Source organism: Aquaspirillum soli, from assembly GCF_054781915.1.
In genome coordinates, this window is sequence record NZ_BAAGTM010000002.1 from 345,629 (window position 1) to 365,622 (window position 19,994).

Annotated in this window: 19 protein-coding genes; 12 read left to right on the forward strand and 7 right to left on the reverse strand. The window is 48.5% G+C overall.

The annotated features are described in order from the left end of the window. Nucleotides 1-38: 38 nt before the first annotated feature. On the reverse strand, nt 39-1,445 hold the full coding sequence (locus tag ACYVJG_RS03590) for a transglycosylase SLT domain-containing protein (RefSeq protein ID WP_460429826.1): 1,407 nt from the start codon (nt 1,443-1,445) through the stop codon (nt 39-41). Between the two features lie 246 nt (nt 1,446-1,691). Between ACYVJG_RS03590 and ACYVJG_RS03595 the strand changes: the two genes are divergently transcribed. The 5 genes from ACYVJG_RS03595 to ACYVJG_RS03615 all read left to right on the forward strand — a co-directional run bounded on the left by ACYVJG_RS03595 (nt 1,692) and on the right by ACYVJG_RS03615 (nt 6,504). Beyond that, nucleotides 1,692-3,092: a PhoH family protein gene (locus ACYVJG_RS03595; protein WP_460429827.1), complete on the forward strand. Its 1,401-nt coding sequence runs from the start codon at nt 1,692-1,694 to the stop codon at nt 3,090-3,092. Next, complete coding sequence (locus ACYVJG_RS03600) at nt 3,092-4,054, forward strand: alpha/beta hydrolase (RefSeq protein WP_460429828.1); 963 nt, start codon at nt 3,092-3,094, stop codon at nt 4,052-4,054. The genes ACYVJG_RS03595 and ACYVJG_RS03600 overlap by 1 nt, the downstream gene beginning before the upstream one ends. Nucleotides 4,055-4,126: 72 nt before the next feature. Then, nucleotides 4,127-4,948, forward strand: a complete 822-nt coding sequence (locus ACYVJG_RS03605; RefSeq protein ID WP_460429829.1) for a crotonase/enoyl-CoA hydratase family protein — start codon at nt 4,127-4,129, stop codon at nt 4,946-4,948. A gap of 66 nt (nt 4,949-5,014) precedes the next feature. After that, on the forward strand, nt 5,015-5,794 hold the full coding sequence (locus ACYVJG_RS03610) for a 3'-5' exonuclease (protein ID WP_460429830.1): 780 nt from the start codon (nt 5,015-5,017) through the stop codon (nt 5,792-5,794). 107 nt (nt 5,795-5,901) lie between these two features. Continuing rightward, the gene (locus tag ACYVJG_RS03615) at nt 5,902-6,504 is read left to right on the forward strand and encodes an FMN-dependent NADH-azoreductase (RefSeq protein WP_460429831.1); all 603 of its coding nucleotides are present in this window, start codon (nt 5,902-5,904) and stop codon (nt 6,502-6,504) included. On the opposite strand, the gene ACYVJG_RS03620 is transcribed toward ACYVJG_RS03615, so the two are convergent. Further along, nucleotides 6,501-7,400: a recombination-associated protein RdgC gene (locus ACYVJG_RS03620; protein ID WP_460429832.1), complete on the reverse strand. Its 900-nt coding sequence runs from the start codon at nt 7,398-7,400 to the stop codon at nt 6,501-6,503. The genes ACYVJG_RS03615 and ACYVJG_RS03620 overlap by 4 nt on opposite strands. A gap of 284 nt (nt 7,401-7,684) precedes the next feature. Here ACYVJG_RS03620 and ACYVJG_RS03625 point away from each other — a divergent pair, with 284 nt between their 5' ends. Continuing rightward, nucleotides 7,685-9,334 carry a methyl-accepting chemotaxis protein gene (locus ACYVJG_RS03625; RefSeq protein WP_460429833.1) on the forward strand — a complete coding sequence of 550 codons (1,650 nt, stop codon included), beginning with the start codon at nt 7,685-7,687 and terminating at the stop codon, nt 9,332-9,334. Between the two features lie 74 nt (nt 9,335-9,408). Here the strand turns inward: ACYVJG_RS03625 and katG are convergent, their stop codons facing one another. Further along, nucleotides 9,409-11,622, reverse strand: coding sequence for a catalase/peroxidase HPI (katG, locus tag ACYVJG_RS03630; protein WP_460429834.1), 2,214 nt, complete (start codon nt 11,620-11,622; stop codon nt 9,409-9,411). Between the two features lie 348 nt (nt 11,623-11,970). Here katG and ACYVJG_RS03635 point away from each other — a divergent pair, with 348 nt between their 5' ends. From ACYVJG_RS03635 to ACYVJG_RS03645, 3 genes are all read left to right on the forward strand, one after another. Next, on the forward strand, nt 11,971-12,318 hold the full coding sequence (locus ACYVJG_RS03635; RefSeq protein ID WP_022653189.1) for a hypothetical protein: 348 nt from the start codon (nt 11,971-11,973) through the stop codon (nt 12,316-12,318). 37 nt (nt 12,319-12,355) lie between these two features. After that, nucleotides 12,356-12,997 (forward strand): hypothetical protein, encoded by a 642-nt coding sequence (locus ACYVJG_RS03640; protein ID WP_460429835.1) that lies wholly within the window; start codon nt 12,356-12,358, stop codon nt 12,995-12,997. 250 nt (nt 12,998-13,247) lie between these two features. After that, nucleotides 13,248-14,105, forward strand: coding sequence for a delta-class carbonic anhydrase (locus ACYVJG_RS03645; protein ID WP_460429836.1), 858 nt, complete (start codon nt 13,248-13,250; stop codon nt 14,103-14,105). Nucleotides 14,106-14,163: 58 nt separating this feature from the next. Here ACYVJG_RS03645 and ACYVJG_RS03650 read toward each other — a convergent pair whose 3' ends face one another. The 4 genes from ACYVJG_RS03650 to ACYVJG_RS03665 are packed head-to-tail and all read right to left on the reverse strand — an operon-like array spanning nt 14,164 to nt 17,490. Continuing rightward, entirely contained in the window at nt 14,164-14,511 is a 348-nt protein-coding gene (locus tag ACYVJG_RS03650) for a copper-binding protein (protein ID WP_460429837.1), read from the reverse strand. Further along, nucleotides 14,498-14,962, reverse strand: a complete 465-nt coding sequence (locus ACYVJG_RS03655) for a cupredoxin domain-containing protein (RefSeq protein ID WP_460429838.1) — start codon at nt 14,960-14,962, stop codon at nt 14,498-14,500. The genes ACYVJG_RS03650 and ACYVJG_RS03655 overlap by 14 nt, the downstream gene beginning before the upstream one ends. A 19-nt stretch (nt 14,963-14,981) precedes the next feature. Beyond that, a complete protein-coding gene (locus tag ACYVJG_RS03660) occupies nt 14,982-16,367 on the reverse strand; it encodes a multicopper oxidase family protein (protein ID WP_460429839.1) in 1,386 nt (461 codons plus the stop codon). Between the two features lie 19 nt (nt 16,368-16,386). Next, on the reverse strand, nt 16,387-17,490 hold the full coding sequence (locus tag ACYVJG_RS03665; protein ID WP_460429840.1) for a hypothetical protein: 1,104 nt from the start codon (nt 17,488-17,490) through the stop codon (nt 16,387-16,389). Between the two features lie 147 nt (nt 17,491-17,637). On the opposite strand from ACYVJG_RS03665, the gene ACYVJG_RS03670 reads away from it, so the two are divergent. From ACYVJG_RS03670 to ACYVJG_RS03680, 3 genes are all read left to right on the forward strand, one after another. Further along, on the forward strand, nt 17,638-18,327 hold the full coding sequence (locus tag ACYVJG_RS03670; RefSeq protein WP_460429841.1) for a heavy metal response regulator transcription factor: 690 nt from the start codon (nt 17,638-17,640) through the stop codon (nt 18,325-18,327). Continuing rightward, the gene (locus ACYVJG_RS03675) at nt 18,321-19,706 is read left to right on the forward strand and encodes a heavy metal sensor histidine kinase (RefSeq protein ID WP_460429842.1); all 1,386 of its coding nucleotides are present in this window, start codon (nt 18,321-18,323) and stop codon (nt 19,704-19,706) included. Before ACYVJG_RS03670 ends, ACYVJG_RS03675 begins: the two co-directional genes overlap by 7 nt. A gap of 85 nt (nt 19,707-19,791) precedes the next feature. Beyond that, nucleotides 19,792-19,986 carry a type II toxin-antitoxin system VapB family antitoxin gene (locus tag ACYVJG_RS03680; RefSeq protein WP_022653200.1) on the forward strand — a complete coding sequence of 65 codons (195 nt, stop codon included), beginning with the start codon at nt 19,792-19,794 and terminating at the stop codon, nt 19,984-19,986. Nucleotides 19,987-19,994: the final 8 nt, after the last annotated feature.

Here is a 19,994-nt window from a genome sequence, read left to right on the forward strand (position 1 = left end):
GTTGCCGATGTTTGGCAACCCAATCGACCGAGCGCAATTTAGGTGTCGGGTTGTTGAGTGGTTTTGGCCTGTTGTACGCCAATATTTAACACTTGATTGGCGGTTAAGGTATCCGACTCTAAACGGTTCAACGCTTTTAAATCTGCCACGCTCACCCGATAGCGTTTCGCAATCTCGGGCAATGTTTCACCTTGCTGCACCACATGACGCGAAGCAGCAGAAGCCGAGACATTCAAATCCAAAATCCGATTGTCCGCATTCGCCACGGTCGTGGTTTCAACGCTGACCACACTGGTTTCTGGCAAGTCTGCGTTAGGCGTTTCTTTGGTCTGTTGTGCGGCCACCAATAAAGGTTGGCCCGGCTGAATGCGTAAGCTGGTTAAGCCGTTGGTGCGTTTCAAGACATTGAGATCCATGCCAAAGCGCTGGGCAATGTCTTCAGCAGTGTCATCGACCTGTGCTACATACGGTTGCCAATTCATCAATGGCGCTGAGAAACGTGCCAGATTTTCATGGAAACGCTCGGATTTTGCCGCTGGAATTAAAATTTGGCGGCCAGTTTTGTGCGCCAGCACCGGACGGTTAAAACCCGGATTTAAGAATCGGACTTCTTCTTCTGTGGTTTCTGCCAATTTGGCCGCCACTTCAAGATCCATGTGTTTACCCGGAGAAATTGCCACGAAGTAGGGTTTATTAGGCAATTTTTCGAGGCGAACACTAAAGCGTTGCGGCTCGGCCAGAATATTGCGGACGGCCAATAGTTTTGGCACGTAATTGCGCGTTTCAGCGGGCAAGCTCAGGTTTTCAAAATCTTCGGGTAAACCACGGGCACGGTTGCGCGCAATCGCACGGCTGACATTGCCTTCACCCCAGTTATACGATGCAAGGGCAAGGTTCCAATCACCAAACATGGCATGGAGATTTTCTAAATAATCGAGGGCGGCGCGGGTGGCGGCGGTGACATCACGGCGGCCATCGTACCACCATGTTTGTTCTAAACCATATTGCCGGCCTGTCGCTGGCATAAATTGCCATAGACCAGAAGCCCCGACGGGTGACATGGCTTGTGCATTAAACGCACTTTCGACCAACGGCAATAGCGCGATTTCAGTCGGCATACCACGTCGTTCGACTTCGTTAATAATATGGAACAGATAGCGATGACTGCGCGTTAGCATACGGCGGAACGATTCGGGATTTTTGCTATACATGCGTTCATGGCGGCGAACCAGCTCGCTATTCACTTCGCCTAATTGAAAACCGTCACGTACTCGCAACCAAACATTGTCACCATTACGCAAAGTACCGTTGTTTTGTTGGGTCAGGTATTGCGCCACTCGCGATGCCGAATCGGGAGCTAAAAAATTGTCCGCATACGCTGTCGCTGTGATTGCACAGCCCACCGCCATAGAAACCGACCACGTCAACAACCGTACTTTCATCATTATGCGCCTCCTCAAAACAGGCGCCGATGCTAGCTGGCATGTAGCTGTCACGTCAATGAAAAATTATGATATTTCATGATCTTGCTCTATTTTTGAATGCAATTTCCCAAAGTCATGGCTTTGTTACAAGGAGAATGCCCGAACGCTAAATCAAAACATTGCTATATCATGATTTACTGTTATAAAAATGCTGCGCTCGCCTGTGGTTTGCCCGATTGATTTCTTTCCGTATGAGGACCTCGCACCATGTCGAAGAAGAAAAAAGCCCCATCGAAACTGTTTGTCCTCGATACCAACGTGTTGTTGCACGACCCCACCAGCTTGTTTCGCTTTCAAGAACACGATGTGTTTATCCCGATTGTGACGCTGGAAGAATTGGATAATCACAAAAAAGGCATGTCCGAACTGGCGCGTAATGCACGACAAGCCAGCCGGTTTATGGACGATTTGGTGTGCGATCAGTCGAATAAACAAATCGAGGCTGGTATTCCGCTGGTTGCCCACAGCCATCAAGCCGCGACCGGTGCTTTGTATCTGCAAACCGCCGCCCTCGCCGCCGAATTACCCGACAGTTTGCCGTTGGGACGTGGTGATAATCGTATCTTGGCGTTGGTGTTGGCCCTACAACAACGTGATAAAAAACGCGAAGTGGTGTTGGTGTCGAAAGACATCAATATGCGGATTAAAGCGCGGGCGCTGGGTTTGGCAGCGGAAGATTATTTCAATGACCAAGTGTTAGAAGACAGTGATTTGTTGTATGGCGGTACTCGGCAAATCGACACTTTATTTTGGCAACGACAGGGCGAAGGGCTGCGCTCTTGGACAGAGAATAGCCGCACCTATTATGAAATCAATGGGCCAGATTGTTCACAACTCTTAGCCAACCAATTTCTATGGCAAGACGACGAGTCATTTGTCGCTAAAGTCAAAAGCCGGCAAGGCAATAGCGCGATTTTAGAAACCTTGCGCGACTACAGCCACCAAAAAAATAGCGTATGGGGTATTACAGCGCGCAATCGTGAACAAAATTTCGCCCTGAATTTGCTGCTTGATCCCGATATTGATTTTGTCACGCTGTTGGGTCAGGCCGGTACAGGTAAAACCTTGCTCACCCTTGCCGCGGGTTTGGTGCAAACACTGGAGCAAAAACGCTACAGCGAAATCATTATGACCCGTGTCACAGTACCCGTTGGTGAAGATATTGGTTTTTTACCGGGTAGTGAAGAAGAAAAAATGGCACCGTGGATGGGTGCTTTAGAGGATAATCTAGATGTCTTAAATCGACCGGAAGAGGATGGCGGCGAGTGGGGACGGGCAGCAACACGCGATTTAATGCGCTCCCGTATCAAAATCAAAAGCCTCAACTTTATGCGCGGTCGCACTTTTTTGAATAAATTTCTCATCATTGATGAAGCACAAAACCTGACACCGAAACAAATGAAAACTTTAATTACCCGCGCCGGCCCCGGTACCAAAGTGGTGTGCTTAGGCAATATCGCTCAAATTGATACCCCCTATCTCACTGAAGGCAGTTCCGGTTTAACGTATGTCGTTGACCGCATGAAAGGTTGGAATCACGCCGGTCATGTAACCTTGGCACGCGGTGAACGCTCACGCTTGGCCGATCACGCCGGAGAGGTATTGTAATGGCTGTGCATCTTGAACGTATCGACCGCCATCCCACACACCCCGTCGCAGCGCGCCCACCGCTGTTATTTGTTCACGGTGCGTATTGTGCGGCATGGTGTTGGGATGAGCATTTTTTGCCATTTTTTGCGGAAAATGGGTGGTCTGCCACAGCATTTAGCCTAGAAGGACACGGGGGCAGTGGTGGACAAAGTTGGATTGCCATTTTAAGCATTGATGAATATGTCAAAAACCTGCGGCAAATCATTGCCACCTTACCGAGTTTGCCGATTTTGGTGGGCCATTCAATGGGCGGTTTTGTGATTCAACGTTACTTAGAATTGGGTTATCCAGCGGCAGGCGTGGTGCTGTTGGCGTCGGTGCCGGGCGAAGGTATGGCGCGCTCGGCCATTCGCATGTTGGGCACTACACCAGACTTATTAACCGCCTTAAACCTATTCCAAGCAGACCAACGTTATCAACCTGAACTCGATCAGGCCAAACGGTTGTTATTTTCCGACAGTATGCCGGAGGAAGAATTAGCAAAATGGGCCTATCGTTTCACACCAGAATCCATGCGAGCCATTTTAGACATGACGCTGGTAAGCTTTTTTAGCGTGAAAGCATTAGAACAGATACCTGCGCTGGTGTTGGGCGGCGATGAAGATAAAATCATCAGCCCAAGCGAAGTGGTTAAAACCGCACGCCGTTTGCACACCGAAGCGGAAATTGTCGGTGGTTGTGGTCACATGATGATGTTGGATACTGTGTGGCAAGAAGTGGCACAGCGAATGTTGGAATGGCTGTCACTGAATTGGCCGACTGTCACCGAACCACAACCCACTGTGCAGGCTGAAGCAGTCATAGCCAATAGCGTCGCAGCAGCACCCGCCACGCCACGACGCCGTAGCACCCGCCGCCCAAGCAGTAAGCTGTCACGTTTTGCCACGGTTCGCAGTAGCGAAGAAAAATCAAACGATTGATTGACAGCCAGTCATCTGCTCCGTACAGTCGCAATGCCTTTGTCACGTTGCCACTGTTTCGGAGCTTTTTTCATGACTCATCCTACCTTTCCTCATCTCAATCTCTCGCAAGAGGGCCATGTCTTACACCTCGAACTCAATCGCCCCGATAAATCCAACGCCCTGAACGATCCGCTGTGGCAATCGCTACGCCAAGCGTTTGAGTGGGCAGATGGTGAACCCAGTGTGCGCGTGGTGGTGTTGTCTGGTGCAGGGAAAAATTTCTGTGCAGGGATTGATTTGGCGATGTTGATGCAGCTTTCACAGCTGATTGCGGATGATTGTGAAGGACGGAAACGGGAAAAATTACGGCGCAAAATTCTTGAATTACAGGCGGTTGCCAATGCAATTGAGCAATGTCGTAAACCCGTGATTGCGGCGCTGCATGGCGCTTGTGTCGGGGGTGCGATTGATTTAGTCGTCGCGGCAGATATTCGCTATGCCAGTGCAGATGCCTATTTTGCCGTCAAAGAAATTGATATGGCGATGGCGGCAGATGTTGGCACGTTGCAACGGCTACCGCGTTTGGTCGGAGAAGGCATTGCCCGTGAATGGTGTTTAACCGGTCGTCGTGTCGCGGCAGCAGAGGCCGAATGGCGCGGCTTGGTCAACCAAGTATTAGCCGATCCAACCGAGCTGTTAGAACATGCTTTTACCCAAGCGCGTGCCTTGGCCGCCAAATCGCCTTTAGCCCTGCGCGGCACAAAACAAGTCTTAAACTACAGCCGCGATCACAGTATTCCTGAAGGCTTGGAATATGTTGCGACATGGAATGCGTCGATGTTGTTATCGAATGATATTCAAAGCGCAGTGATGGCCGCGATGCAAAATACCCAGCCACATTTTGCCGATTAAATCGCAAGACTTGTATCATGTGCGCCAAGATAGAAAGATGCCGTTATCACCGACACAGGAGCGCACATGAAACAGCCTATTCTTGCTTTTGATATTGAAACTATCCCTGATGTCCAAGGGTTGCGGGTATTACATGGCTTTGCAGCGGATATTTCCGACACCGATGTTGCTGAATATGCTTTTCAGCGCCAACGCCAGAAAAATGGTTCTGATTTTTTGCCACATTATCTGCATCGGGTGTTGGCCATTTCTTGTGTTTTACGGTGGGACGACAAAATCCATATCGCCACCCTCGGTCATGTCGGCAGCAGTGAAGCCGAGGTCATTCAAAAATTTTTTCAGTTAATTGAAAAATACACGCCGCAACTGGTGACATGGAATGGAGGTGGGTTCGATCTACCCGCCTTGCACTACCGCGCCTTGCTGCATGGAATTTGTGCTGAACGGTATTGGGATTTAGGTGATAACGACCGCGATTTTAAGTGGAATAATTACATCAGCCGCTATCACACCCGCCATCTGGACTTAATGGATATTCTCGCCATGTATCAGCCACGCGCCAATGCACCGTTGGATGATATAGCGCGGTTATGTGGTTTTCCGGGGAAACAAGGCATGGACGGCAGCCAAGTGTGGAGCGCATACTTAGCCGGTGAGGAACAAGCGATTCGTGATTATTGTGAAACCGATGCCGCCAACACTTATTTGGTGTATTTGCGTTTTCAAATGATGCGCGGCCAACTCGATCAAACGCAATACCAAGCCGAGTGTGATCGACTGCGCCATGCCCTGACACAAAAATCACAGCCACATTGGGAAGCCTTTCTTACCGCGTGGTCAGCCTAATTCAAAAATACTGAACAAGATGGCGAAAAACTTTCGCTATCTTGTTGCGCCATCCTTTCGTAAGCTGTGCACATCGATTGCACATTTTCTACGAAAGGATTTTTCTCATGGCCACACTGTTAGTCATTCAATCCAGCCTCTCAACCACCGGTCAAGCGCGACAACTGGCACAACAATTTGCCAACGTCTGGCAAACACAGCATCCCGATGGACAAATCATTGTGCGCGATTTAGCCGCCAATCCCTTGCCCCATCTGAGTGATAGCGATATTGCCGCCTTCTTTTCACCAAGCGAAAGCTTAGATGATGTTGCGATGGCACGGCGGCAAGAATCGGATGATCTGATTGCTGAATTGCAAGCTGCTGATGCGGTGGTAATTGGAGTGCCGATGTATAACTTCGGTGTGCCGTCCACATTGAAAGCGTATTTCGACCGCATTGCCCGCGCTGGTGTGACTTTCAAATATACCGAACAAGGCCCAGTCGGTTTAATTGCAGATAAGCCCGTGTATTTGCTGGCAGCACGCGGCGGGCAATATGTCGGCACAGCCGCCGATAGTCAAACACCGTTCTTAACCACTTTCTTGAATTTTATCGGCTTGCGCTCACTACACTATGTGTATGCCGAGGGTTTGAATATGGGCGCGGAATTGCGCGAGGCGGCCTTACGTCAAGCATCAGAAACAATTGACCGCCTCGCCCGCAGTTAATTCATTTCAATTTCTCCGCCAAGCGCCAGCAGCAAGGATTGCCATAACAAAGACAATTCTTGCTGCATTAAACTGGCGGTCGCCACAAATAAACTTTCAGGGTCTTCGCCTTCTTCGCTGGCTTCTTGTTGTACCGTATCTAAAAAACCAATTCGTTTTAATTGCAACGATTCAGTCAATGTAAAACGCACCCGCTCTTGAAAAACCAAACCCAATTGGCTAACGGTTTTACCTTGTAATACATGTTGTTGAATTTCTGGCAAGGTTAAGTCATGCCGTAAACAACGAATTACCGCGCCATTTCCATCTTTTAATTCACAGTCATTATCTAAGGCAAAATCTGTTGGTGGCCCAGATAATAGCCATTCTGTCATCGCACTGGCCGGTGAACGTTCGGTGTGAAACAAACTCAGCGGCAGAACAGGGAGATGTTCGCGCAATACACTCAGCCATTCTTCCGCCCGTTTTGCTTGTGCGGCGTCAATCAGCAAATAGCCGCGTTCACGATCAAGCAGACCTTGAATCGTGCGTGACTTTGCAAAAGCACGCGGTAATAAATCATCAATCACATCTTGTTTAAGCGTACGTTGCTCTTTTTTACCCACACGACGTAGTTCTTCTTTTTCGATTTGTCCCACTTTTTGCGCCAGCCGTTCTTTCACCACGCTGGTCGGCAACACTTTTTCTTCCCGTTTCAGCATCAACATCGAACAAGCTGGATTTGACCACGTCATTCTATCTGCCTGCTGCGGCAACACCGGCACCCATCCCGCCGAACTCAACTGCAATCCGGTACAGGGAAAAAATGGACGTTTTTGCAATGCCGTTTCTAACTGTTCAGCCGTTGGCATATTTTGTAATGGTAAACGAAAGCAAATTACATTTTTAAACCACATCAGATAAACCTCTTATCAAAAAATGACCATTATCGTTATTTTACGCTATCGCTAGCCTAGTCTCTACCATCGCTAAATTGGCATTTGTTTTGCTTTTCCTAAAGTGGTTTGTCACATTATGCTGATTTAAATACATAAAACAGCATGAAACCGATTTTTTTAATCGTGAACACTGGAAAAAGTCAGAACAATCGTTTAATTTATGAAGAAGTGTTTTTCTTAACAAATAAGAACCGTTTTCATTTGTTTTCTAATAAAAAATCAAAGCAAAGGTGAGTATTTCTATGAGATGGATCGAAAATTTACGCTTAAAACATAAGCTACAACTGGCCTTCATGATTGTTTCGCTGCTTAGTGTTGGGTTATTCACCGCTCAAGCCACTTACAACGCCAAACAAGCCGCACTGGCTGAAATTGACAATCAACTGGTGATGGCTTCACAAGCTTATGCTTATATTCTTGGCGTGGACTATCACGATCAGTTACCGCCACGTAATCAAGTTAATCTCAAACAAAAACGGCAGGAAAGCGTTCGCCTGACAGAAGCCAGCCAAGCAATGAAGGTGGAGTTTCTCTATAGCTATGTCGAGCATGAAGGAAACATTTTTTATGGGCAATCTTCTTTAAGCAAAGAGCAACTGGCCGATCCCAACTTTGATTTTTATCTTCAGCCCAATGATGTACCCACACTCGACCCACTCACCCGCGAAGTGATGCGGAGCCGACAACCCTCATTTACTGATACCAGCCAGAGCTATGGTGATTTGCGAGGAGTATTGTATCCAATCGTCAGTCCCAAAGGCAGAGTTTATGTTGTCGTAGCAGAGGTGAAAAGCGATATTGTGGACCAAAAAATCCAACAAGCCATTTTCCATGCCGTAGCCAGTGGTGGTGTGGTGTTGGTTGCGGCGTTGTTGATTTCACTGTGGCTAGGCAATGTAATTGCACGCCCGTTACAAAAACTGCGCGATATGGTGCACAGCCTCACCGCTGGGCATGGCGATTTAACCATTCAACTGCAAGTTGATTCAAAAGATGAAATCGGCGATATTGCCCGCCATTTCAACACCTTTATGGGGCAATTACGCCAGATGTTTGTCATGGTGCGTGATGAAACCAGTAAATTGACTCAAGGCACTGCAACCTTAGAAGACATGGCCAAGCGGTTAGCTGACGATTCAGCTACCCAAAGCGATATGGCCAGTTCCACCGCCGCCACCATCGAACAAATCACCACCAGCATCAATTTAATTGCCAGCCACACCCACGACGCAGAAAAAACAGTGCAAGCCACTGGCCAACAGTCAGCCACTTCGGCAGCAGAAGTCGCTAATTTAGCCGGACAAATTCATGGTGCTGCCAATGCGGTTGATGATTTAGCTGGGGTGATGAATGAACTTGACCAGCGTGCCGAACAAATTCACTCGGTTATCAATGTGATTCGCGATATTGCTGACCAAACCAATCTGTTAGCGCTCAATGCTGCGATTGAAGCCGCCCGTGCCGGTGAGCAAGGGCGAGGGTTTGCGGTGGTGGCAGATGAAGTACGAAAACTGGCCGAGCGCACCGGCCAAGCCACCGTTGAAATCACCCAAACCATTAGCACAATGCGCGAACATTCGCGCCATGCCCTTGGCAAAATGCAGGCCACCCATGATTCAGTGAAAGCCGGTGCCGATATGGCGAGTGTGGTCTCAGAAAAAATCTTGGTGATTCAACGCGATGTGTTGGGTGTAGTACAACAAATTGAGGAAATTTCACTGTCAGCACGAGAACAATCGGCAGCAACGGTTGAAATGGCTCAGTCCGCAGAACAAATCAGCAGCATGGCACAAGCAGGAAAAGACGCTTTGCAAGATGCTAAAGCCGTGATTCATGGTCTCAATCAGTTCTCGCATGAGTTACAAGATATGGTTGGACGGTTTAAGCTGTAGCACAACAAAAAGCGCGGTATCAGATTCGATACCGCGCTGCGATGCCTTCCCGTGTGGGGATTCAAGCAAGGGAATTAGTGTTGCAAATCAAAACGATCTAAATTCATCACCTTATCCCACGCTGCAACAAAATCACGCACAAATTTCTCTTTTGCATCGTCTTGGGCATAGACCTCGGCCAAAGCGCGTAATTGCGAATTAGAGCCAAAGACCAAATCCACACGGCTTGCTGTCCATTTAATATGGCCGGTCTGCCGGTCACGTCCTTCAAAATGTTGGGCATCATCAGCAGTAGGCCGCCAAACAGTGCTCATGTCCAACAGGTTAACAAAGAAATCATTGCTCAAGACCTGTGGCTGTGTGGTGAACACACCTTCTGCTGCACCACCAACATTTGCGCCTAACACTCGCAAACCTCCGACCAACACGGTCATTTCTGGTGCACTCAAGGTCAACAACTGGGCTTTATCAATCAGCATTTCCTCGGCAGGGACGGCATAAACTTGTTTTTGATAGTTACGGAAACCATCGGCTGCCGGTTCTAACACAGCAAACGACGCCACATCGGTTTGCTCTTGTGTCGCATCCATCCGCCCCGGGGTAAAGGGCACAGTGACCGATACACCAGCAGCTTGCGCGGCAGCTTCGACTGCAGCACAACCAGCCAACACAATCAAATCAGCCAGCGACACTTTTTTGCCATCAGTTTGAGCAGCATTGAATTGTTGTTGCACCGTTTCCAACACAGCCAACACCTTGGCTAATTGTGCAGGTTGGTTAACTGCCCAATCTTTCTGCGGTGCCAACCGAATGCGGGCGCCATTCGCTCCACCACGCAAATCAGAACCACGGAAAGTCGAAGCCGAGGCCCATGCTGTCGCCACCCATTCAGCAATCGACACCTCCGAAGCCAACAGGGTGTGTTTCAAAGCTGCAATATCAGCAGCGTCAATCACAGGATGATCCAAAGCAGGAATCGGGTCTTGCCAAATTAAGGTTTCGCTTGGGACTTCTGGCCCTAAATAACGGGTTTTTGGCCCCATATCGCGGTGTGTCAATTTGAACCAAGCGCGTGCAAAAGCATCGGCAAATGCGGCAGGGTCTTGGTGGAAACGGCGCGAGATGGGTTCATAAATTGGGTCGAAACGCAATGACAAATCCGCTGTGGTCATCATCGGTGGGTGTTTTTTCGATGGATCGTGAGCATCGGGAATCAAATGCTCTGGTTTGCAATCTTTTGCCACCCATTGATGTGCACCAGCAGGGCTCTTTGTCAGCTCCCATTCATAGCCAAACAACATATCAAAATAGCCATTATCCCACTGCGTCGGATTGGGTTTCCACGCCCCTTCAATGCCGCTGGTGGTGGTATGCACGCCTTTACCGGTACCCAATTGATTGAACCAACCTAACCCTTGCTGTTCAATCGGTGCGGCTTCAGGCTCAGGGCCAACTAATTTTGGATCACCGGCACCATGTGCTTTACCAAAGGTATGCCCACCGGCGACCAACGCCACCGTTTCTTCATCATTCATTGCCATCCGCGCAAAGGTTTCACGCACATCACGTCCGGATGCAACAGGATCGGGGTTACCGTCTGGGCCTTCAGGATTGACATAAATCAGCCCCATTTGCACAGCCGCCAGAGGATTAGCTAATTCACGTTCACCGGAATAGCGGCTATTCGCTTTGTCGCTTGTCGCCAACCATTCTTTTTCTGCGCCCCAATAAATGTCTTCTTCTGGCTGCCAAATATCTGCGCGGCCACCGCCGAAACCAAAGGTTTTGAAACCCATGGATTCTAAAGCACAGTTCCCCGCCAAAATCATCAAATCAGCCCATGAAATTTTGTTACCGTATTTTTGTTTGATCGGCCACAACAAGCGGCGGGCTTTGTCGAGGTTGCCGTTATCTGGCCAACTGTTGATAGGGGCAAAGCGTTGGTTACCGGTACCTGCCCCCCCTCGGCCATCAGCGGTACGATAAGTACCAGCACTGTGCCACGCCATACGGATAAACAAACCACCATAATGCCCCCAATCCGCCGGCCACCAATCTTGTGAGACAGTCATTAAGGCATACAAGTCTTGTTTCAGGGCATCGTAGTCGAGTTGGTTAAACGCTTTGGCATAGTCAAAGTCGCCACCAAGGGGATTAGAAGCAGGGGCGTGTTGATGGAGAATGTTGAGGTTCAGCGCCTTTGGCCACCAATCGCGATTAGATTGTGCACCATGTGTAGTGCGTGCGCCGTGCATTGCCGCAAAGGGGCATTTTTTCTCATTGCTCATCGGTGTTTCTCCATTGTTTTAGGTATCGCACAAAACACATCCACCCTGACGGCCTTGCTGTGATGTCAGACTGAACAAACAGTTGATGGCTACAGCATAGACAAGAAAAAATGATTTATCTAATTGATTAGATGGATGGTATCGATAGCAAGAAACAATGAATTTTTCGAAAAAAGCGAAAACCCGCTAAATGCCGGTGGCAGCAAGGATTAGCGGATTTTTGCAACTGCAGTGAGAGCAAATTTGTGTGGTGTGAATTTTTTAGCTGAGGCGCAGTCTCTTTGTGTATTGCTTCCACTAATGTTGTAGCATGGAGAGACAACACCATTAAGAATCGAGGTTGTTATTATGCGTTTACAAACACTTTCCGCTTATAGACTGACATCCAAAGCAATCACAACAAATCGAACATTTACTACATCGAACGGGGTAAGTTTCTCTATTTTTGTTTCTAAGGATTCCGACTCTCTCGTTCAATACTATATTGTCGAATCACACTGGCAAGAAACAGCACATTCTAAAATCATTCCTCTTGCTCAGATTCAATTAAGTAAAACAACAGGAAAAATGAAAGTTACTACATTCCAGCCTGAAAATTGGAACTTAAAAATTAGCACTGAGGAGTTTATGCAATATATCAACGAATGTGCGCCAGATCTTTTTTCTTCAGATCAAAGCACGACTCTCATTCATTAACATGGAGCAAAAATCATCCACTCAGGCAACTTAAGATATGTGTCCAACTATTATTACAGATGTGCATGAAAAAATACCACTTAGCTGCAGCACACTAGCAGAATATGAAATCAACACTATCGTTGACGCCAAAATCATTGAAAACTTTGGCCCCAATCAGCTTTCAGTGCGATTCTCTCTCATGGAGGGAGAGCATTGTGGCGCAGTGTCAGTAGAAATCATGCAAGAAAAATCCCTTCCATATCCAATAGGCAATGTTGATTTTCAAAAACTAAGTGACAGTGGAACCTGTTTAGAGAAAGGCGCGCAAATAAAAAGTGCTTATTTCATTCAAGATTTTCGAGGTTTGGGGTTAGGCATAACGGCTTATGAGCTAATAGCAAAACACTATTTATTAGTCAGCGATACAATTCAAACTCATGATGGCTCAACCTTTTGGAAGTTTAAACTAGGTGACCATGAATCTCTTGAGGTTCACATCGTTTATTTACCAAAAGGTGGTATTCCCTATAAAATGGTTGATAGAAATGGCAAACCAGAAATCTATCATTACACCAGAGAAGAATTAGAACCAAAGATCTGGGGCTTAGAATCACCAGATGCAGTTCACCAATTTATCAACGCATCCTCAGAAGACACGCGTGGCAACGTGGTGCTAACAGCGACTTTCCGAAAATAATCAGTATCTCCAACGGGATGGCCTAACACGGCGGTCAGCATGTCCAGTTTTGCCCTTCAAGTTTGTATTAAGTCGACACCTTGCAGCAAAAAAATTTTCTTGTTGTAGCACATTAACAAATCGCTTAAGATTTTCCGGATACGCTATTCATACAGCGTATGCAACAATCGAACAAAAAAACAAAATCCAGCAGTAACAACAGCAAGGTTGTCCTTAACCCAATACAAAGCGAGACATCATGCAAAAACACATGCTTTTCGTGCTAGCCACCGCTGCCATGCTCCCGATTCATGCCAATGCACGAGACACCTCCCACGGTTCACATGGCCCTGTTTCCGATCAAGTCATCATCGAACAAGAAGCCAACTTAGCCAAAAACACCGAAAACAAAGGCTTCGGGCCACAGGCACCGCGTGATATCGACGCTGTTGAAGGCAATAATCCGATCATCTTTAACACCGCACCGCCTTACACACAGATGAACTTGTGTAACATCCATTTCCATAAAAACGCCGAGCACAAAGGCGGGGAATTTACTGTTTATGCAGGCAATGGTGACGGGCATGGCTATGAAACTGGGTTTAAGTATTCCGGCAAACTGAGCAAATCGGAACTGTCCCCCGTGAAAAACGGCGTCTGTCCAAGTGCCCACGGTAGCCTACAATCTGGCGATACCATCGAATTGCACTATGTTCACTCATCGGCACAAGTCAAACCGGGCCCGACCTTGGGCGCCTGTTTGAGCGAAGCAGTGAAAAACCCACAGCTGCGCGTGGAAGCACAGGTATATGTGCTGGTCAATGATCCGAAAGCCTTGGACTTTAACGAACTGACACGGCATGGCGAGAAAAACGGCTACCAACAAGCGTTAGGCATCCCAACCAACACCGGCGAACCTATTCAATATGCCGGCTCAACCACCGGCCCCACCTATAACGAACAAGGTTCACCCTTACAAGTGAGTTGGAGTGTTCGGCCTAAGGTGGCAAAGGTGAATATCAAAACGGTGGGTGAATGGTGTAAGGGCAATGCCTTTAAAGAAGACCACGCGCACGGGGTAAGAAATTTGGTGTTAAATCGTAAACTGCTGTCGCCAATCACACGGTAACAGAGGCCGTTTAAACAGCTGGGTGAACCATCTCACCCAGCTTTTTTATTGACTCCGACTATTGCACGTCAATTTGCACAATCACCAAGCGCTTTTTATCATCCTTAATTTGAAACTTCACTTTTTGCCCGACTTCGATTTTTTCTAAAAGAGCACGTTGATCGACAGCAAACACCATCGTCATCGGTGGCATATCCCATGCCACAATTGGGCCATGTTTAATGGTGATTTTTCCTGCGGCGAGATCCACCCGCCGGACTTCTCCCTCACTCTCAGCCAACGGCGGTAGCGCAGTAGTCGCATGATGCTGATGGGACGATTCAGCATGGCTTATGGTTGGAAACAGCGTGGCAGCACTTAACACCGCCAGCGCCAGCACAATCGGGGTCTGTTTAACGCTGAACATGGATTTTCCCTTTCATCCCAGCTTGAAAATGACTGGGAAATAAACACGCAAAATGCACTTCACCACTTTGGTTGAAATGCCACAGCAATTCCCCTTCAGTTCCACCGGCTAGTGATAGCGTATTGGGCTCTTCATGCTGCATATTGGGAAATTTTTTCATCATTTCATAATGTTGCAGCAAATCGTTTTGTGAACCGAGCGTAAATTCATGTTGCAATTTACCGGTGTTTTTCACCGCAAAACGAATGGTTTCCCCTGCTTTTACTTTAATTTGTGCTGGTTCAAAACGCATATTGTCCGACATCACCACCGCCACCGTGCGCGAAATCGGCTTGCCTTGTCCCGGCTCGCCAATGGCTGCTGTGGTGTGGTGTTGATGGTCATGGCTGCCAGCAGCCAACGCTGTTGTAGTGGCAAGGCTAAGACTTAATGCCAAAAATAATGTTTTCATCTCACATCCTATCCTGTATTTAATGATGTCCGTCGGTGGGATTTTTTTGCCGCACGCGCCATTCAGCCGGCTGTGTGGTGTGTGGTTTTGCTGCCGTTGCAGTCGGAACAGCGCCACGATATTCATACGCCACTGTTCCTTTCGGATGGCTAAACCACCCCGGATCGCTGTAATCATTCGGCTTTTGGTGTCGCCGCACTTTTAACACCGTGAACATACCGCCCATTTCCAACGGGCCAAATGGGCCGTGGCCGGTCATCATTGGCGCGGTGTTATCGGGTAATGGCATTTCCATACTGCCCATGTCCGCCATACCGCGCTCACCCATCACCATGTAATCTGGCACCAGTTTTTGAATTTTCTGCACCAAACCGCGATGATCGACACCAATCATGGTCGGGACGTTGTGCCCCATCGCATTCATGGTGTGGTGGCTCTTATGGCAGTGCATCGCCCAATCGCCTTCTTCATCGGCAATCAATTCCAACTGTCGCATCTGCCCAACGGCAATATCGGTGGTGACCTCTGGCCAGCGTGCGCTTTTAGGTACCGGCCCGCCATCCGTACCGGTAACCATAAATTCATGGCCATGTAGATGAATCGGATGGTTGGTCATGGTGAGATTGCCAACACGAATCCGCACCTTGTCATTCAAGCGCACATTGAGTGAGTCAATCGCCGGAAAAATGCGGCTGTTCCATGCCCAGATATTGAAATCGGTCATGGTGTTGACTTTTGGTGTTTTGCTACCTGGTTCGATATCAAACGCATTTAACAAAAAACAAAAATCACGATCGACTTCATCAATCAATGGGTGAGGCTGTTTGGGGTGGGTAATCCACATGCCGTGCATCCCCATGGCCATTTGCACCATTTCATCAGCGTGAGGGTGGTACATAAACGTTCCCGGGCGACGGGCAGTAAACTCATAGACAAAGGTTTTACCGGGGGGAATCGCCGATTGTGTCAACCCAGACACCCCGTCCATCCCATTCGGCAACCGCTGGCCGTGCCAATGCACGCTGGTGTGTTCGGGCAGTCGATTGGTAACAAATATCCTGACTTTATCCCCTTCAACCACTTCAATGGTTGGGCCGGGGCTTTGGCCGTTATACCCCCAGAGTTGCGCCACAAAACCCGGTGCCATCTCACGCACCACCGGTTCAGCTACCAGATGAAATTCTTTCACACCATCACGCATCCGCCACGGCAGAGTCCAACCATTGAGCGTCACCACTGGGCGATAGGGGCGACCATTTGGCGGAAACAGTGGGGCAGCTGTTTTAACAGAGGCCTGAGACACCGGCTCTGGCAATGCAGCGAGTGCCGCCCGTGCCACCCCTGCGCCTACAACGGCGGCGGCGGTACCTAAAAATAACCGGCGTTTATTGAGATCAATCGTCATCTTTTGTTCTCCCATGCGCTCAATGCGCTGCCGCGCCAGCAGGCGCACCCGCGCTGCCGCTGGATAATTGAATTGGGTGTTTTGGTGGGTTGCCCTGCAACACCCACAACAACTCCATTTCTGCCAACCAAAAATCGCGGTTTGCTTCAATTGCATCGCGGATGGTCTGGGCACGGTTACGAGTTTCGGCAAGTAAATCCCATGTGCTCAATAACATACCGTTATAACGCAAGAGGGTTTCCTCATGAATTTGCTGCTGTAGCGGCACAATTTGGGTTTGATAACTGCTGGCTTGTTGATAAGCGGTCAGATAGGCTTGATAGCTAAACTCGGCATTCGCCTGTGTCGCCAGTTGTTCTTTGCGTGGTAATTGTTGCAAGACTTGTTGCAGATGCTGTTGAAATTCATGCGCTGACAAAGCTTGTTTTGGAACATCAGGCAACCGCGCTGGCAATGTCAACGGCTGGGAATGGCTCACCACCCACTGCTTTAATACCTGTTGCAGTTGTTGTCGTTGTTGTTTTGCTTGATATTGACTGCGTTGGGTTTGTAGCTTGGCTTGTAATAGCATGGCCTGTTGTTGTGCGGCTTGCAGTTGGCTCCAATTCCCCACTTTGGCCATCCGTTGCCCAAGTTCAGCAGCGGCTTCGACAGCGCTCAAGGCATCCGCTTGATAACGCTGCATCTGTTCCGCCGCCACAGCCAATACCCAAGCGCGGCGCGCTTCATAAGCGGTTTCCCACACATCTTCAGCATGGTCGATACGCTGATACTGTTGTGGGGTGAGCAATAGCCATTGCCCTTCTGCAATGTGATTTTGTTGTATGTTTCCCAGCTTTGCCAATGGTCGCATCAAACTGGGATGCGCTTGCCATGCCAATCGCACCGCCTCGGCAGCAGAAGCCAGCGGCAACACAGCGGCATCGTGAGGGGGCGTTGTGGTGGGTGGGGGAGCGGCGTGCTGTGCTTCCCATTTCACAATATCCGCATGACCACGCGGAAATTGCGCCACGTGTTGATTGGCAGTTTGCCAATCGCCAGCCTGTGTCACAACAGAATGGGTGTCGGCTAACACAGTCAAGGATAGACTGGCTAACCATGCCCCGAGCCAAACAGATTTCATTGTTATCACCGATACAAAGGGTAGAGATGACATTGTGGGTGAACACACCCAACAACCACCTGACAGCCAGATGACAAAATTGTCATCTTCCACTTTTGCCGATGAAAACTGGCACACTGTCGGCTGGAGTTAAAAGAGAGTTCCAAATTGAAAATTTTATTGGTCGAAGACGAGCACAAAACAGGTGAATACTTAAAACAAGGTCTCGGCGAGGCGGGGTTTATGGTCGATCTTGTCAACAATGGCCCAGATGGTTTGCACTATGCGCTTGAGCACAGTTATGCCCTGTTGATTTTGGATGTGATGTTGCCGCAATTAGATGGGTGGCAAATATTGAACGAGCTACGCCAGCGCGGCATTGACACCCCAGTGTTATTCCTGACTGCCCGCGATCAAGTCGAAGATCGAGTAAAAGGTTTGGAATTGGGCGCGGATGATTATCTGGTGAAACCATTTTCGTTTGCCGAATTATTAGCACGGGTACGAACCTTGTTACGCCGTGGCCGCAGCGCACCCGACGCCCACCGCCTACAGTTGGCCAATTTAGAAATGGATTTGTTACGGCGGCGCGTCGTGCGTGATGGTAAGCGTATTCACCTGACCAGCAAGGAATTTGCTTTGTTAGAGCTGTTATTACGCCGACAAGGCGAGGTTTTACCACGCTCGCTGATTGCATCGCAGGTGTGGGATATGAATTTTGACAGCGATACCAATGTGATTGATGTCGCCATGCGCCGGTTACGCAATAAGATCGATGAAGGTTTTGAACCAAAGTTGATTCATACCGTACGCGGCATGGGATATGTCTTAGAGCAGCAGGATGAGTTGGCATGTTAAAAACGCGGTCACTCACGCAGCGGTTAACTTGGCTTTATATCGCAGTGTCCAGCTTGGTGTTGCTCGGTTTTGGTAGTTTGGTTGCCCTTGCCATTTCACAGCATTTTGCTGAACTCGATCAACAATACCTTGCCGATAAGCTGCATGTGATTCAAAACATCCACGCTCACGACCCACACCATACAGCCAACGCATTACACCCAATCGTTGACGGCCATCATGGTTTATCTGTCCAGCTCTATCAGCAAGGCAAACTTATCTATCAATCTGCGCCCCAACCAGCAGCCATCGGTTTGCATCCGCTGCCCTTAGATACGCTGTTCTCGTTATCAGAACAGGGCGAGAATTATCATGGTTTATGTGTGGCTAATACACAAAATGCACAAAGCGAGACCCTACCCTCTTCTGTCCGTTGTGCGCTGTTAAACACCCGTCATCACCAACATTTTATGGATTGGTTGCTGATGGTGTTGGGTTTATCTATCGTCGCCGCCGCCGCAGTAGCAGGGGTGTTGGGCTGGTGGGCGACCCGACGTGGCCTCGCCCCGTTACATGACATTAAACAACAGCTGCAACATATCACTGCACAACGATTAAATGTGACGCTGACGGTTGATAGTGTGCCAGCCGAGATGACGGATTTAGTCAATTCCTTAAATGGTTTGTTATGGCGTTTGCAGCATGATTTTCAGCGGTTGTCTGAATTTTCGTCTGACTTAGCCCATGAACTACGCACACCGTTAAGCAATTTACTGACGGAAACCCAAGTCGCGATTTCTCAAGCACGAAGTGCCGACAGTTATCGACAAACACTGGCTTCGAATGCGGAGGAGTTTGAGCGTTTGGCGCGCATGGTGTCGGATATGCTGTTCCTCGCCAAAACAGAACATGGCCTTAGCTTGCCCAGCTGTGTGCCATTGCCATTGGAAACCGAGGTTCACGCGCTATTTGAGTTTTATGAGGCTTTAGCAGAAGAAAAAAATGTCCTTTTGCAGTGTGATGGTCAGTTAACCATAGAAGGAGATAAGCTGATGTTGCGGCGAGCGTTAAGCAATTTGTTATCGAATGCCTTACGCTATGCCCCAGCTGGAGGATGGATTCGGGTTGAGATGACAAGTGATGCCGAGGGGGGCAGTTTGCAGGTCAGTAATAATGGGCCAGCGATTGCGGCAGACGATTTACCCCGTTTGTTTGATCGGTTTTTTCGTGCGGATAAATCCCGGCTACATAGTGAAGGAAGTGGTTTAGGGTTGGCGATTACACGGTCGATTGTGGAATTACACGGCGGTACCATCTCAGCCACCTCCACCCCAACACGCACCAGTTTTCGCTTGTTTTTTCCGAGGAAAACACCATCAAAACCACACGCTTCAAAGTAGTTCTACTAAGATTAACGACAAGCCACTCCCCACAAACCCAATTTCTTATGAAAATCATGCAAAGAAAATCAGGAGCGTAACCATTATGCAAACCAATATCTCAATCGATGAGAATTTAATCAATGATGTCTTGCGATTGACCGGCCTGAAAACGAAAAAAGAAGCCGTTGAAGAAGGCTTGAAAACGCTGATTCGTTTAGCAAAACAGGAAGAAATCAGAAAATTAAGAGGACAGATTCAATGGGAAGGTAACCTAGAAGAAATGAGGACAGACAAATGAAAGCCTTC